15 protein-coding genes are annotated in these 15213 nt (G+C 63.5%); 7 read left to right on the forward strand and 8 right to left on the reverse strand.

Annotated elements, in window-relative coordinates:
• Positions 1–13 precede the first annotated feature (13 nt).
• From RIF72_RS00145 to RIF72_RS00170, 6 genes are all read right to left on the reverse strand, one after another.
• On the reverse strand, positions 14–1180 hold the full coding sequence (locus RIF72_RS00145; protein ID WP_309072899.1) for a cysteine desulfurase family protein: 1167 nt from the start codon (positions 1178–1180) through the stop codon (positions 14–16).
• Between the two features lie 13 nt (positions 1181–1193).
• On the reverse strand, positions 1194–2072 hold the full coding sequence (nadC, locus tag RIF72_RS00150; protein ID WP_309072900.1) for a carboxylating nicotinate-nucleotide diphosphorylase: 879 nt from the start codon (positions 2070–2072) through the stop codon (positions 1194–1196).
• Positions 2065–3954 carry an FAD-binding protein gene (locus tag RIF72_RS00155; protein ID WP_309072901.1) on the reverse strand — a complete coding sequence of 630 codons (1890 nt, stop codon included), beginning with the start codon at positions 3952–3954 and terminating at the stop codon, positions 2065–2067. The genes nadC and RIF72_RS00155 overlap by 8 nt, the downstream gene beginning before the upstream one ends.
• A 70-nt stretch (positions 3955–4024) precedes the next feature.
• Complete coding sequence (nadA, locus tag RIF72_RS00160) at positions 4025–5332, reverse strand: quinolinate synthase NadA (RefSeq protein ID WP_309072902.1); 1308 nt, start codon at positions 5330–5332, stop codon at positions 4025–4027.
• Entirely contained in the window at positions 5329–6048 is a 720-nt protein-coding gene (locus tag RIF72_RS00165) for an NUDIX domain-containing protein (protein WP_309072903.1), read from the reverse strand. The genes nadA and RIF72_RS00165 overlap by 4 nt, the downstream gene beginning before the upstream one ends.
• Positions 6049–6159: 111 nt before the next feature.
• Entirely contained in the window at positions 6160–6633 is a 474-nt protein-coding gene (locus tag RIF72_RS00170) for an Lrp/AsnC ligand binding domain-containing protein (protein ID WP_309072904.1), read from the reverse strand.
• A 174-nt stretch (positions 6634–6807) separates the two neighbouring features.
• On the opposite strand from RIF72_RS00170, the gene RIF72_RS00175 reads away from it, so the two are divergent.
• The 5 genes from RIF72_RS00175 to RIF72_RS00195 all read left to right on the forward strand — a co-directional run bounded on the left by RIF72_RS00175 (position 6808) and on the right by RIF72_RS00195 (position 11616).
• Positions 6808–8193, forward strand: coding sequence for an amino acid permease (locus RIF72_RS00175; RefSeq protein ID WP_309072905.1), 1386 nt, complete (start codon positions 6808–6810; stop codon positions 8191–8193).
• 138 nt (positions 8194–8331) lie between these two features.
• Positions 8332–9384: a thiamine pyrophosphate-dependent enzyme gene (locus tag RIF72_RS00180; protein ID WP_309072906.1), complete on the forward strand. Its 1053-nt coding sequence runs from the start codon at positions 8332–8334 to the stop codon at positions 9382–9384.
• On the forward strand, positions 9377–10462 hold the full coding sequence (locus RIF72_RS00185; RefSeq protein ID WP_309072907.1) for an alpha-ketoacid dehydrogenase subunit beta: 1086 nt from the start codon (positions 9377–9379) through the stop codon (positions 10460–10462). The genes RIF72_RS00180 and RIF72_RS00185 overlap by 8 nt, the downstream gene beginning before the upstream one ends.
• Complete coding sequence (locus tag RIF72_RS00190) at positions 10455–10784, forward strand: biotin/lipoyl-containing protein (protein ID WP_017200407.1); 330 nt, start codon at positions 10455–10457, stop codon at positions 10782–10784. Before RIF72_RS00185 ends, RIF72_RS00190 begins: the two co-directional genes overlap by 8 nt.
• Before the next feature lies 1 nt (position 10785).
• Positions 10786–11616: an alpha/beta fold hydrolase gene (locus RIF72_RS00195; RefSeq protein ID WP_309072908.1), complete on the forward strand. Its 831-nt coding sequence runs from the start codon at positions 10786–10788 to the stop codon at positions 11614–11616.
• A 3-nt stretch (positions 11617–11619) separates the two neighbouring features.
• On the opposite strand, the gene RIF72_RS00200 is transcribed toward RIF72_RS00195, so the two are convergent.
• Positions 11620–12033 carry a MarR family transcriptional regulator gene (locus tag RIF72_RS00200; RefSeq protein ID WP_309072909.1) on the reverse strand — a complete coding sequence of 138 codons (414 nt, stop codon included), beginning with the start codon at positions 12031–12033 and terminating at the stop codon, positions 11620–11622.
• A gap of 87 nt (positions 12034–12120) precedes the next feature.
• On the opposite strand from RIF72_RS00200, the gene RIF72_RS00205 reads away from it, so the two are divergent.
• Complete coding sequence (locus RIF72_RS00205; RefSeq protein ID WP_309072910.1) at positions 12121–12789, forward strand: phosphoribosyltransferase family protein; 669 nt, start codon at positions 12121–12123, stop codon at positions 12787–12789.
• An 85-nt stretch (positions 12790–12874) separates the two neighbouring features.
• Here RIF72_RS00205 and RIF72_RS00210 read toward each other — a convergent pair whose 3' ends face one another.
• Positions 12875–14209 (reverse strand): MFS transporter, encoded by a 1335-nt coding sequence (locus RIF72_RS00210; protein WP_309072911.1) that lies wholly within the window; start codon positions 14207–14209, stop codon positions 12875–12877.
• Positions 14210–14338: 129 nt separating this feature from the next.
• Here RIF72_RS00210 and RIF72_RS00215 point away from each other — a divergent pair, with 129 nt between their 5' ends.
• Positions 14339–15085, forward strand: coding sequence for an IclR family transcriptional regulator (locus RIF72_RS00215; RefSeq protein ID WP_375164182.1), 747 nt, complete (start codon positions 14339–14341; stop codon positions 15083–15085).
• The last annotated feature ends 128 nt before the right edge of the window (positions 15086–15213 follow it).

The raw sequence follows: 15213 nt of genomic DNA on the forward strand, positions 1-15213 counted from the left end.
CCGGCTGCCGGTTTTAGCCTGGCTGCGGAGCCGCCAGATTCCGGACACGTCCGACGGCGGTTTCCACGGCAACGGCTGCCTGTTCCAGTTCGGCGTCAGTGACAGTTGACGTGAAGCTGAAACGCACCGCAGTCTGTGCCGTTTCAGGGGTGATGCCGAGGGAAACCAGCACCGGCGAGGGCGCGTCCGATCCTGCCGCGCAGGCTGAGCCACTGGAACACACCACCCCAAGCCGCTCGAGCTCAAGCAGCACCGACTCGCCGCTGGTGCCCGGGAAGCAGAAAGAGGCTACTGAAGGCAGCCGATGGCTTCGGTGGCCCGTGAGCAAGGCGTCCGGAACGGTGGCGAGGACCTGATCGATGAACTGATTTCTCAGAGCGGAAACCCGCGCAGCCTGTTCGGGTTGCTCGGCGTGGGAGAGCCTTAGTGCCGTGGACAGTGCCACAGCTCCAGCCACGTTCTCCGTGCCCGAGCGCCTTGCCCTCTCCTGGCCCCCACCGTGAATCAGTGGTTCCACGCGGAGACGGCCCCTGGTGAACAGGACACCGGATCCCTTGGGCGCACCAAGTTTGTGTCCGGAAATACTCAATGCATCGACGCCAAGCGCTTTGACGTCCAGCGGCAACCATCCGGCGGCCTGCACCGCGTCAGTATGGAAAGGCACGCCGTGTTCCCGTGACACTGTCGCCAAGGCAGCGATCGGCTGGATGGTTCCGATCTCATTGTTCGCGTACATGATGCTCACCAACGCCGTTTCGGGCCTTATTGCCGCCCGCAGGTCGTCGATCGACACCAGACCTTCTCCATCGACCGCAAGCACATCCACGGCGAACCCGTGCACTCGTTCCAGGTAGCGGGCCGACTCTTCCACCGCGGGATGCTCGATTGCGCTGATGACCACCCTGTTCAGCGAAGGGTCGGCCGCCTGACGGGCCAGCGCAATGCCCTTCACGGCAAGATTGTCCGCTTCCGTGCCTCCGGAGGTGAAGGTCACCTCGCCGGCACGGCAGTTCAGGACCTTCGCGACGGCGGAACGGGCACCTGCGAGCGCAGCTGCTGCCGCTTCGCCCAGGCTGTGATGGCTGGAGGGGTTGCCGAACTCGCCGCTCAGATAAGGCCACATGGCTTCGAGAGCCTCGCGGCGGACCGGAGTGGTGGCTGCGGCGTCAAGGAAGATCATGGCGGAAACGCCTTCAGTTCTGTGTGGCTTTGAGTTCGATGTCGAGGCCGAGGTCGAGCGCGCTTACGCTGTGCGTCAGGCCTCCGATGGAGATGACGTCCACGCCCGTCGAAGCGATTTCGGTGACAGTGTTGATGTTCACGTTGCCGCTCGCTTCCACGATAGCCCGCCCGTCCACCTGCTTGACACCGGCCCGGAGCTCGTCGACGGAGAAGTTGTCCAGCATGATGGTGTCCACGCCGGCCGCCAGCACCGGCTCAATCTGCTCGGCCCTGTCCACTTCAACTTCGAAGTGGGTGGTGTGGCCCAGCTGGGCTTTGGCGGCAACCAGCAATTCGGTCAGCTTGCTGGAGTCGCCTCCGGTCATGACGGCCAGGTGGTTGTCCTTGGCCAGAACGGCATCGGAAAGGCTGTAGCGGTGGTTCGCTCCCCCACCGCAGCGCACGGCGTAACGTTCCAGGACACGAAGGCCGGGCGTGGTCTTGCGGGTATCAGTGATCCGCGCTCGCGTCCCTTCCACGAGCTTTACGAATTCTGCGGTCTTGGTGGCGATGGCACTCATCCGCTGCACCAGGTTCAGGCCCACCCTTTCGGCAAGCAGCACTGAGCGGGCCCTGCCACTGACCCGCGCGAGGTGGGTTCCGGCGTCGAACACTTCTCCATCAGCGAGCAGCAGCTCAACCTCGGTGTCCGGGTCCACAAGCTTCATGGCATCGCGGAAAACCGTACCGCCGCTGAAGACACCGGGGACGCGCGCATTCAGCACGGCATCCGCCCGGGCGTCGGCGGGGATCAGCAGTTGTGAGGTGATGTCGCCGCTGGGTGCATCCTCCGCGAATGCCCGTTCCAGGATGTCCCGGACGGGGGCTGCGGGGAGGGTCAGGTTAGTCATGGACGAGGCTCGCTTTCCGGCTCATGGTGTAACGCTTGTCAAAATCCTCGACGGCGGGTGGTTCTTTCACGCCGTCACTGCGGTAATGCGCCCCCAGCGACTCCCGCCGCTCGCGGGCAGCGTGGACGAGCAACTGTGCCGCCAACAGCAGGTTGGAATCCTCATGCTCCCGGACATCAAGGGAATCCGGCACATTCAGCGGCATAACATCACCCGCCCAAGCAGCCAAAGAGACACCAGCCTCTCGAAGCAGGCCGCCATGACGCAAAACCCCGGCCTTTGCAGTCATCAACCGCCGCAAAGCCCCCCGCGAAAACACCCCCGCCTGCCCAAAGGACGTCTCACGAACACCCGGCCCGGGCAAAGACTCAAACTCCCAAGAAACAGGACCCGGCACAGGATCCATTTCCAAGACCGAACCCAATAGCGGCGCCGGAGGCCCCGACAGCCGACGTCCGCTGTCAACAAACGGTAGTTCCGGAGGTCCCGACAGCGCCGTTGTCGCGTGAGAGCTGGCGTTTTGGTGGTCGGCTGGCGGGGTCCCGGCAGCGTGCGTAAAAGCGAGGCCGCCCGCGGCCGAGTTAGCACGCAGAGGGACTCCGTTAGTCGACCCGAGGAACCCCTCAACAGCCCGCCGCCCGAAAACGAGACCTTCCAGCAGGGAGTTGCTCGCCAGCCGGTTGGCACCTTGGACTCCGGTACAGGCAACCTCGCCGGCTGCCAGCAATCCGGGAACAGATGTCCGGCCGTGAAGGTCTGTGACCACGCCGCCCATCCAGTAGTGGGCTGCGGGTGCTACGGGAACAAGTTGCCGGGTCCAGTCGACACCGGCTTGGCGCGTCCGTTTGCTGAGGGTGGGAAACCGCTTCGCCAGGAAGCCTTGCCCGCGCTGTTCTTCGATCACGGTGGCGTCGAGGAAAACGTGGCCGTTGGGGTCGCCGAGTTTTGCCAGATGCAGGGCGATGCTGCGGGAGACGACGTCCCGGGGCGCTAGTTCTGCATCAGGGTGATAGTCAGGCATGAACCGGTGCCCGTTGGCGTCGATCAGGACGGCACCTTCGCCCCGCACTGCTTCGGAGATCAGCAGGGGGTCTGTGTTCCCTTCTGCTTCCCTGGCCGCAGCCGGGATCACCATGCACGTGGGGTGGAACTGGAAGAATTCAAGGTCCGCAACGGCGGCTCCTACACGCCATGCGAGCGCCAAACCATCCGCTGTGGCAACCGCAGGATTGGTGGTTTGGGCAAAAAGCTGCCCGGCTCCGCCCGTGGCGAGCAGGACGGAGTCGCCGTGGACGCCGAGGTGGCGTCCGTCGTGGAGGAAATTCGCTCCCACGACGCGGCCGCCCTGCGGCCCGCCCAGCGAGAGCGATGTGACTTGGGCGTGCCCGATGACCTGGATCTTGCCTGCGGCTTGGAAATCCAGGACTGTCATGATCAGCGCGGCCGCCACCCCGGCACCGGTGGCATCGCCGCCGGCGTGCAGGATCCGCGGAGCTGAGTGGGCAGCTTCGAGACCCAAGGCGGGGTCGCCGTCGTCGTCGAGGTCGAACTGCACGCCGAACCGTCCCAGCCCCGCGATGTCCAACCGCGCCTCGGTACACAACACCTGTACAGCTTCTTCGTTGCAGTGGCCTGCCCCGGCTTTGAGGGTGTCAGCGATGTGCGCAGCCACCGTGTCACCGGGGGCCGGCTCGTCCAACACGGCGGAGATCCCACCCTGGGCGTAGTAGGTGTTGCTGTCGGCAAGCGCACCCTTGGTCAGCAGCACCACTTCCGCGCCGGCTTCCGCAGCAAGCAGCGCGGAGTACAGTCCTGCGATTCCGCTTCCGACGACGATCAACCGCTTGGGGGCAGGCCCTCCAGCAACGCTCGCTGTAGTCATGTGAGGCTCGATTCGGCTAGTCCGGTGTGAAGTGCCTGTTTAGGTGTGCTGGTTGGGTGTGCCGGCTTGCTTAGGCAGGCTTGGCTGCCAGCATGCGCTCCAGCGCAATCTTGGCGTTTTCCTGCACGGAGTCGTCCACAGTAATGCGGTTGACGATGCGTCCTTCCACGAGTTCCTCCAAGACCCAGGCGAGGTAGCCGGGGTGGATGCGGTACATGGTGGAGCACGGGCAAATCACGGGATCGAGGCAGAAGATGGTGTGCTGCGGGTTTTCGGCGGCGAGCCGGTTCACCATGTTGATCTCGGTACCGATGGCGAACGTGGTGGGTTCGGTGGCGGCGGCGATGGCCTTCTTGATGAAGTCGGTGGAACCGGCGGAGTCTGCGGCGTCCACTACCTCCATGGGGCACTCAGGGTGGACGATCACGTTGACGCCCGGGAAGTCCACACGGGCTTTTTCGATCTGGCCCACATTGAAGCGCTTGTGCACTGAGCAGAAACCGTGCCACAGGATGACGCGGGAGTCCAACAGCGCTTGTTCGTCGTAGCCGCCGAGTTCCTTGCGCGGGTTCCACATGGGCATCTGTTCAAGCGGGACGCCCAGTGCCTTGGCGGTGTTGCGGCCCAAGTGCTGATCGGGGAAGAACAGGACCCGCTGACCGCGCTCGAAGGCCCATTCCAGGACCACTTTGGCGTTGGACGAGGTGCAGACAATCCCGCCATTCCTTCCACAGAACGCTTTTAGCGCAGCCGAAGAGTTCATGTACGTGACGGGGATAACGGGTACCCGGCCTGATGCGTCCGGCTCGGTACCGAAGATCTCCTCGAGCTGCTCCCAGCATTCCTCCACAGAGTCTTCATCTGCCATGTCCGCCATGGAGCAGCCCGCAGCGAGGTTCGGCAGGATCACTGCCTGTTCAGGCGTTGAGAGGATGTCCGCTGTTTCGGCCATGAAGTGGACCCCGCAGAAGATGATTGCTTCGGCGTCGGGCTTGGTCAGTGCGGCGTTGGCCAGCTGGAACGAGTCGCCGACGAAGTCTGCGTATTGGATGACTTCGTCGCGCTGGTAGAAGTGGCCCAGAATGACTGCGCGGTCCCCGAGTGTCGCTTTGGCGGCCCGGATGCGGGCGTCAAGTTCGGCGTCGGTGGCTTTCTTGTACTCTTCCGGCAGCTGGCCTTGGCGCGGCGTGGCCTTGGGCGCAACGTCGTCGCTTGAGGCGCCTGGGCCGTACGCGGGCTCACCAGCGAGGGACTCGGCAAGGTCGTACTCCCATGGGCCCCTGGCCAAGGCCGGGCTGCACGTGGACCCTGCGCGGGAGAGGCCCTTCTCGGCTTCTTCGCGAGTGATCAGCTGGACGGCAGTGTTGACGCTGCTCATGGTGTACTCCTGTTATCTGGCCCGAGGCCGGGCGTGCCGGTGAAGCGGTAGAGGCGTGGTGGGCGGTGTTTTCCGCCTTGGAGGTATTCACCGGTTTCTTCGATTTCCGGTGTTGCCTTGACGTGCCTGCGGAAGTTTGCGGGATCGAGCTGTCGGTCCAGCACGGCCTCGTAGACTTCGCGGACTTGGGCGAGCGTGAAGAACTCTCCCAGCAGGTGGTACGCGATGGACCCGTAAGCCATCTTGTTGCGGAGCCGCCACAGGGCGTAGTCCACGATTGCGTTGTGGTCAAAGGCCAGCTCGCCGAGCCGGTCTGCCCGGAACCAGCGCACATTCTCGGATTCGTCAGCGAGGGCGGCCTCGGTGGGTTGGACCAAAGCCCAGTACACGATGGACACGACCCGCTGGGTGGGTGACCTGTGGAGGCCGCCGAAAGCGTAGAGCTGTTCAAGGTAGTGCGGAGTGAGTCCCGTGGTCTCCCGAAGGTTCCGCGACGCTGCGTCCTGCAGCGATTCGTCGTGGGCCAATGGCCCGCCGGGGAGCGCCCACATGTCTTTGTAAGGCTCGCGGATGCGGCGGACCAGTGGTAGCCACAGCGTGGGACGCCCGGATTTTTCGCTGGGGCGGAGTGCGAAGATCACCGTTGAAATAGCCAACGACGGCGGCGCGAGACGCCGCTCGGCGACGTTTGCTGAGCTGGTATTCACGGCGTTCACCTCGCTTCATCGCCGTCCCGAACGCTCCTCGTAGAGCGGGAGTATTAGTTAAAGTCACCTTGACTAGAACTAATGGTACGGCTCAACAAGTAGTTAGCAAAATGCTTTGTGTCACACCTGCTTCACGGCCGCCTCCAGCAGCGGCAAGGTACGCCCTTGAATATGGCTGTTCAGGACAATGACCGACGAGCACCGGACTACAGACTTGGTGGCGATCATGGCATCGAGCACGCGCTGCATATCCGGGTTGGACCGAGCCGCGATCCTGACCATGAGGTCGGAGTTTCCCGTGACCGTGTGGACCTCAATAATTTCCGGGATGGCACTCAGGCTTTCAATGATGGCGTCGTGGCCAATCTCCTGCGTGATGGTCACCGAGCAAAAGGCCACCACCGGAAATCCGAAATTGGCCGGGTCCGGCTGCGGAACCCAGGAGCCAATGACCCCACTCTCAATCATTCGGTCAATCCGGGACTGCACCGTCGCCCTGGCAACCCTGAGCACACGGGAGGCCTCCAGCACTGAGGATCGCGGTGAATCAGTGAAGAAACGTACAATTTTTGCATCAAGCGCATCGACCAGCATCAAAGTTCCTGTCCCCGGGGATCCGTACCCATCACATCGCTACAGCAAAAAGTGATGTATCTTACAAACTGCGAGAATTATTCCACGGCTCTTGCTGCGTCGTCGACGCCTGCGTGCCAAGCCCAAGAGGCCAGCACGCCAAACCAGCATGTAATCCATAGAAGGTAGACACGTATGACAACGAAGTCCATCGCGGCTCCCGCCCCAACAACCGGCCTCGGACATTCACTCAAACCTCGCCAGCTCACCATGATGGGACTCGGAAGTGCAATCGGCGCAGGTCTCTTCCTCGGCTCAGGAGCGGGGGTCCAGGCCGCCGGTCCGGCAGTGCTTGTTTCCTACCTCGTCGCCGGAACGCTGATCATCCTGGTCATGTGGGCCCTCGGCGAGATGGCAGCCGCCAACCCGAACAGCGGCGCGTTCTCCGTGTACGCAGAGAAAGCCATGGGCAAGACCGCCGGCGGAACCATCGGCTGGCTGTGGTGGCTTCAGCTGGTGGTGGTCATTGCCGCCGAAGCCATCGGAGCGGCCGGACTGCTGTTCTCCATCTGGCCTGTCATCCCCGTTTGGGTCCTTGCGCTGGTCTTCATGGTGGTCTTCACGGGTATCAACCTGGTAGGCGTCCGCAACTTCGGTGAGTTCGAATTCTGGTTCGCCATCCTCAAGGTGGCCGCCATTGTCATCTTCCTGCTGATCGGCGCAGCCCTGCTGTTCGGTTGGCTGCCAAACGTCCCCTCCCCCGGATTCTCCGCTTTCGGCGACTTTGCCCCCAACGGCATCGGTGGCATCGCCGCCGCCTTGTTCGTAGTGATCTTCGCGTTCGGTGGAACCGAGATCGTCAGCGTTGCCGCTGCCGAAACCGAAAACCCCGCCCACAGCGTGGGCAAGGCCATCCGCACGGTGGTCTGGCGCATCCTGGTCTTCTACATCGGCTCCGTGTTTGTCATCGCAGCGGTTCTTCCCGTGGGCTCGGAGGGACTGAAGTCCCCGTTCGCCGGCGTGCTGGACCTCGCGGGAATCCCCGGCGCAGGCGCAGCCATCACCCTGGTCGCGGTCGTCGCCCTGCTGTCCGCCCTCAACGCCAACCTCTACGGCGCCTCACGCATGATTTTCTCCCTCTCGGAGCGCGGGGAAGCTCCCCGCTTCCTGTCCCGCCTCAGCGTCTCAAAGGTTCCGGTTGCCGCCGTCGGAATTTCGGTTGCCTTCGGCTTTGTCGCCACGGTCCTTGAATTGCTGTTTCCGGAGAAGATCCTGCCGGCGTTGCTGAACCTCGTGGGCTCCACCTGCCTGGTGGTCTGGGGTACCGCACTGGTTTCGCAGTTCATCCTGCGCCGCAGGGCGGATCGCGACGGCACGGAGCTGCCACTGCGCATGAAGGGATTCCCCTTCCTCACGATCGTCGGCCTCGTCCTGCTGGGCCTTATCCTGGTGGTCGGCTTGGCCAACCCGGAAAGTGCCGGACAGCTGATCGGAACGTTCATCCTGATCCTGGTCATAGCCGCCGGTTGCTTCATCAACGCTAAGTCCAAGGCTGCCAAACACTCCACATACGCCGAGTAACCAACTGCTTATCGCCGCACAGAAGCCCTGCGCAGTTTGTACTGTGCGGGGCTTCTTTGTGTGTCCAAATTGTACAAAATGTGTCGTTTGAACTGAGCTGATTGCGCACACCCGCATCGGGTGACTAGGGTCACAGCCATGACGACAAATCCTGTGCTGGCCGCCGTCGATGATGACGCGGCCACGCTCACCCACCAGCAACTACGTGAGCTGTACACCCTGATGGCAGCCGTCCGGCACCTTGACTCCTCAGCCGTGGCCTGGCAGCGCCAAGGGATCATCCCGGGCTACGCGCCGGAACTCGGCCAGGAGGCCGCGCAGGTGGGCAGCGGCTACGCCGTTGACCGGACCAGGGACTTCGTATTCCCCACCTACCGCGAGATGGGCGTTGCCCGGGCAATGGGCCTGGACATGGTGGGCTACATGTCCACGCACAAGGCCACGTGGCACGGCGGCATGTACAACCCGTTGGAGTCCCGGTTCGCACCCATCCAGGCCGTGGTGGCGGGGTCAGTGTTGCACGCTGTTGGCTGGGCCCACGGCCAGACCCTGGAAGGCCACGCTACGGGTGAAACGGGCGTAGCCATGACGTACTTCGGCGACGGCGCCTCCTCCCAGGGCGATGTCCACGAAGCCATGAACTTCGCCGCAGTCATGAAGGCCCCTGTGGTCTTCTTCATCCAGAACAACGGCTGGGCCATTTCCGTACCCACGGAACGCCAGGTTGCCGGCGGCTCCGTCGCAGCTCGCGCCGCAGGCTACGGAATCCCGTCCTTGCAAGTGGACGGCAACGACGTGGTGGCAGTCTACGAAGCCACTCGTTCCGCTTTCGCGCACTGCCGGGCGGGCAACGGACCCGTGGTCATCGAGGCCATGACCTACCGCCGCGGTCCGCACTCCACCGCGGACGATCCCGGCCGTTATCGCACGCTGGAGGAGGAACGCCTCGACGCCGGGGAGGATCCGCTGGAGCAGTTCAAGCAGCAACTCCTCACCGAAGGAGTGGCCGACGAGGCCTTCTTCGCGGAGGCGCAACGCTTGGCCGAAGAAGAGGAAGAAGCCGTCCGGGCAGGCATAGCGGACCTGGGTCCAAGGCCCGGTGCCGAAATGTTCAGCCTGGTCTTCCAGGAACCAACGCCAGCCCTTCAAGCCCAAGCCACCACGTGGCGCGAGGAGTCCGAACATGCCTGAGACCATCACCGATCTGCGAATCACGGCCAACAGCATGGACACCCCTGCAGCAGGCGTTGAACAGCTGTCCATGCAGCAAGCACTCAACCGCGCACTCGACGAGATCCTGGCTGAGAACCCCAAGACCGTCATTTTTGGCGAGGACTGCGGAAGGCTGGGCGGCGTCTTCCGCATCACCGACGGCCTCCAAGCGAAACACGGAGAGGCACGCGTCTTCGACACCCCGCTTGCCGAGTCCGGCATCCTGGGCATGTCTGTGGGCCTGGCCATGGCGGGCTTCCACCCCATCCCGGAAGTGCAGTTCGATGGTTTCGCCTACCCGGCCATCAACCAGATCGTCTGCCAAATCGCGCGGATGAACTACCGCAGCCGCGGCACCCTGCCCATGCCCATCACGTTGCGCGTGCCCAGCTTCGGCGGCATCCGCGCGCCCGAACACCACGGCGAGTCCCTGGAGGCGCTCTTCGCGCACGTCCCCGGGCTCAAGGTGGTCTCCCCCTCCAACCCGCACGACGCCTACCATCTGCTGAAGTACGCTGCCACCCGGCTGGACCCGGTGATCTTCATGGAGCCCAAGTCACGCTACTGGCAAAAGGGTCCGGTGGATGTCACCACGGCTGTTCCCGGTGAGGCAACACACGACGGCGACACATCCAGCGGCGGCAGCCTCACCGGCTCCCGCGTGGCCAGGGAAGGCCGTCACCTCACGCTCGTTGCCTGGGGCGCCATGGTCTCCCGCTGCCTGCAGGTTGCTGAGTTGGCGGCCGAGGACGGCATCGACGTCGAAGTCCTGGACCTCCGCTGGCTAAAACCCATTGACGCAGAAGCCCTGGCGAAGTCCGTCGGGAAGACGCGCCGCGCCGTCGTCGTCCACGAAGCGCCGCTGACGTCGGGCTTGGGCGCCGAGGTGGCCCAACTCATCACCCAGAGCTGCTTCGCAACGCTCAAGGCGCCGGTTGAACGAGTGACCGGCTTCGACGTGCCCTACCCCTCCGGAGACCTGGAGGACGAATACATCCCCAACATCGACCGCATCCTCTTTGGGATCCAACGCGTACTGGAGTACCGCCGTGGCTGAAATTTCCTTCCCGCTCCCCGACCTCGGTGAGGGCCTCATTGAGGCAACCGTGCTGGACTGGCTGGTGGAGCCCGGTCAGCAGGTGGAACGCAACCAACCGATCGTAGAGCTGGAAACCACAAAATCGGCCCTCGAATTGCCGAGCCCACAGGCGGGTAAAGTGGTGCGTATTCACGGGGCGCCCGGTGACACGATCAACGTAGGCGAGCCGCTGATTGTGTTCGAGGTTCCGGATGACACCGCCGGGATCGTGGGCACTGTTCCCAAGGACGAAGCACCCAAGCGCCGGGTCCGCCTGAGCGCCGTACTCGATGAGGACTGACATGATGACCGGCAGGCACACCATGGAACAGCACAGGCACACGGTAGAGGGAACGGACCCCGGGCTGTTCGTGGAAGTTCATGAGCCGGCCACCGACGCCGGCCTGCGCCCTGTCCTGCTGATCCACGGCTTCTCTTCCTCCACGAAACTGAACTGGGTGGACAGCGGGTGGATCACCACGCTTCAGGATGCCGGCCGCCGGGTCATCACCGTTGACCTGCCAGGTCATGGCCGGAGCCATTCCCCCGAGGACCTGGATTCGTACACGCCCAGCCGCATCCGCGCTGACCTTCTCCAAATAGTGACCGACGCCGGCGCCCGGCCCTTGCGCGACGGCGACCCGTCCACGGGACTCGACGTCATTGGCTACTCGCTCGGTTCGCGGCTGGCGTGGGAATTTGGCGCCACCCAGGCGGACTTGGTTCACCGCATCGTCCTGGGCGGGCCGAGCTCGGCAGATCCGTTGGCAGCTTTCGACCTCGTTGCTGCCCAGCGGCACCTGGCAGACGGCACGCCCATTGAAGACGCGTCCACCGCCGGGCTCCTGAAGATGGCCCAGATGCTTCCAAGCAACAACTTGTTTGCCATGTTGTCGCTGATCGAGGCCATCAAGGGTGAGCCCTTTGATCCCGCGGAGGCCGCCCCGCACATGCCTCTGTTGCTCGTAGCCGGGAAGAAGGACGAACGGGCGGCCACCATGCCCGAGCTGGCCTCGATTGCGGGCAAACGTGGAGGCATGGTGGAGACTCTGGTAGTCCCGGGACGCACCCATACCAATGTGATCACCAGCCGGGCGTTCAAGGAAGCCGCCGTCGAATTCCTCGGAGTGTAGCCGTCAGCGGGTCAGCCGTTCCGCGTTCAGGCTCATACGTTCGAGCACGCTGAGGGCCATCGCGTACTCGTCAATGCCTATGCCCATGGACAAGTCCTGACGTGCATCTTCAACCAGCCGTTGGGCCTCATGGTATTTTTCCCGACCCCGTTCGCTCAGTGCCAGCCTGTCATCGATCATGGTGATCATTCCCCGCCCCACCAAGGCGGCAAGTTCCCGCTCGCGCAGCCGGACATCGCCGCCCCACAGCGGCTGCAGGATGTCCTCCAGCTGATCCGGCAGCATGGCCCCTTCCGAAAGAGTGCCCAAGGTATGCCATTGCCGCTGGGTGAGCCTGATCCTGGCCAAGGTGGCGTCCAGCTGGACTTCCAACGCGGCGTCCAGCCTCTTGATCCAATATCCGATGGGCTTGTTCACAAGGCCATGCTTTCAGCGGGGGCGCCACCAGGCAAGGGTCTGGACGGTAGGCTTGGGAGTGCAACGAATTACGTGGAAGTGGAGCAGATGGGCATGCGTTTTAAGGACCGTGCGGAAGCCGGTCGACGCCTGGCTGAAGGACTCCCCCAGCTGCGGGAACGGCCGGATACCATCGTTCTGGGCCTGGCCCGCGGCGGAGTCCCCGTAGCCGCAGCCGCAGCTGCAGAACTGTACCTGCCGTTTGGCGCTGTGCTGGTCCGCAAGCTGGGCATTCCGGGGCGTGACGAGACCGCTTTCGGGGCATTGGCGTGGTCCCAGGGGGACGTCCTTCGGATCGTCAACAGGCCCTTGAAGGAGCTCGTCCTCGCCCACGGCATTTCCCAGTCCGCTTTGGATACCGTGGAAACGCAGGAACGCGCCGAACTTATCCGTCGCGCCAACCGCTACCCCGGTATCAGCCACGACCTCCGGGGAAAGACCGTGGTGCTGGCCGACGACGGTCTGGCTACAGGAGCCACCATGCGGGCAGCCGTGGAGGCGGTCCGCGCGGCTGGCGCCCGGACCGTGGTGGCAGCCGTCCCGGTAGCCTCGTTGGAGGCCTCGACGTCCTTGGCGCGGGTGTGCGACGTGGTGATGGCCCTGCACACACCCGGCAAATTCCGCGCCGTGGGAGCCTTCTACGAGCACTTCGAGCAGTTGTCCGATGCCGACGTTGTGAGTCAGTTGGAAGGCGCCGGCGTCAGCGGACGTCCGTAGCCTCTTGTCCCGGACCGCAGGCCGCCAACGCAAGACGGGTGCGGCCCCTGATGGACCACACCCGTCTTGTCACGGCTGCCGCGAACTAGTGGTGGGCACTGTAGCCCAGCGGCCGCCCCCTGGTTTCCTTGGCCAGGATGACGCCAATGGCCGAAATGACGCACAGGGCCATGATGTAGAGGCCGATGGAGCCGGACCAGTTGGTCGCGTCGAGGAGAAGTTGCGCGATGGTTGAGGCAAAGGCGCCACCCAGAATTGAACCGAGGGCGTATCCAATGGAAATTCCCGAGTAACGGACCTGGGCCGGGAACATCTCGGCATACATGGCCGACATGGGGCCGTAGGAAAGGCCCAGCCCGATGGTCAGGACGAACAAAGCAACTCCGTAGAGCACTATGTTCCGGGTATCGATCAAGGCAAACATCGGGATCATCCAGACGAAGACCAACGAGTAACCAATCAGGAACGTCTTCACCCTGCCGATCTTGTCCGAGATCCAACCGCCCACCATCGTAAAGATCAGCCAGCCAAACGAGGCGATAGTTGTTGCCAGCAGAATCTGCGGCGTGGGCATCTGCAGCGTCCGGGTGGCGTAGGAGATGAAGAAGGCAATCAGGAGGTAGCCGGCTGCATTGTTGGCAATGAAGATGAGGGCTGCGAGGAGTACTTCCTTCTTGTTTTTGCGGAAGAGCTCACCCAGGGGCGCCTTGCTTGCTGCCTTGCGCTCCGCGATTTCCTTGAAAACCGGGCTCTCGCCAACGGCTCGGCGGATCAGGTAGCCCACCACGATCAGGACCACGGAGAGCAGGAACGGCACCCGCCAGCCCCAGGCAGTGAACTCCTCTGCGGACATGCCCGTACGGAGGAAGAAAAGAAGGCCTGTAGCCAGGATCATGCCGATGGGCACACCGATCTGTGGGTAGGCACCGAACAGCCCTCTCTTATTGACAGGTGCGTGCTCCACTGCCATCAGGGCCGCTCCGCCCCATTCGCCGCCAGCCGAGAAGCCCTGGACAATACGCAGGAAGATCAGCAAGACCGGCGCCCAGAGTCCGATTGACGCGTAGGTCGGCAGCATTCCGATCAGCGCCGTCGCCGCACCCATCATGATCAGGGTCATCACCAGTACTGCTTTACGTCCCACCCGGTCACCAAGGTGTCCGGCAACGAAAGCTCCGAGAGGCCGGAAGAGGAAGCTGATGCCAATCATGGCAAAGGAAAGAATCTGTGCCAGACCTGGATTGGAGTTCTCCAACGGAGTCAGGAACAGCGGCGCCAAGAGCGTGGCCGTGAGCTGGGCAAAGATGAAGAAGTCGTACCACTCGATGGTGGTACCCACCAAGGTCCCGGCGAGGACCCTGCGTTCCTCGCGTTTGGTGCTGGGTCCTGACGAAGAGTCGACAGTGGAAGTTTCGGTCATTGGAACTCCATGGGGTGAGAGTGACTGGTCGGTACGTGCCTTGCATTAACCGACAGAACGGTCAGTTAGGAAAGCGTACTACAGTCTGTGACCCAAAGCACAGACCCCTGCCCGTCCGGTCACCATAGAATGATTCGCATGAATCCCCACAGCGACGTCAAGGGCACCCCGGAAACAGCGGCGCAAGTTCCGCCGTCGCAAACCCTCTCACGGGGAATCCGGGCGCTCGAGATTCTCGCGGCCGCCGAAAGGCCCCTGACCATCGCAGAACTGACCGAAGCGCTCGGGGTGCACCGCTCCGTTGCCTACCGCATTCTGCGCACCTTGGAAGACCACTCCCTGCTGGTCCGCGACGACTCCGGACGCGTCCAGCCTGGCCCCGGGCTGGCTGTGCTGGCCAGCGGAGTGTCCCGGAACCTGCAAACAGCAGCCTTGCCCGAGCTCACGCAACTGGCCAACTCGCTGCACATGACCGCCTTCGTTGCGGTGTGGGATCACCAGGAATGCGTCACGCTGGTGACCGTCGAACCCCGGCACACCGGCGCCGCCCTGGCGCAACACCCCGGCAGCCGCCACCCCATCAGCACAGGCGCCCCCGGGATAGCCATCCAATCCACCATGACCGAAGGACGCTGGCAGCAAGTGGGCGCGGGCATACCCTACCGGGCCGAAGCGCACGAGGCCCGACGCGTTGGATACGCAACCAGCCACGACGAAGTCATCGCCGGGCTGTCCTCCATCGCGGCCCCCATCCGGGTTCCGGGCGGCCGGCCGGCCGCGATCGCCGTCGTCTACATCCGCCTGGACCAGGACGCCGACGCCGTCGGCAAGGCGCTGGCCGCCAGTGCTGCACGGATCGAAAGCCAGCTGGCCTGAACCCCTTTCCCTGAACCTTTCCTTTCTCGTCAAGTGACGTGCCGCACAGCACAAGACGACCGCCGCTGCACAGCGAATACTCGAAGGAGGACCGGACGCACCGTCCGGTCCCTTTTTCGAGCACGAGA

Source organism: Paenarthrobacter sp., from assembly GCF_031180005.1.
GTDB lineage: Bacteria > Actinomycetota > Actinomycetes > Actinomycetales > Micrococcaceae > Arthrobacter.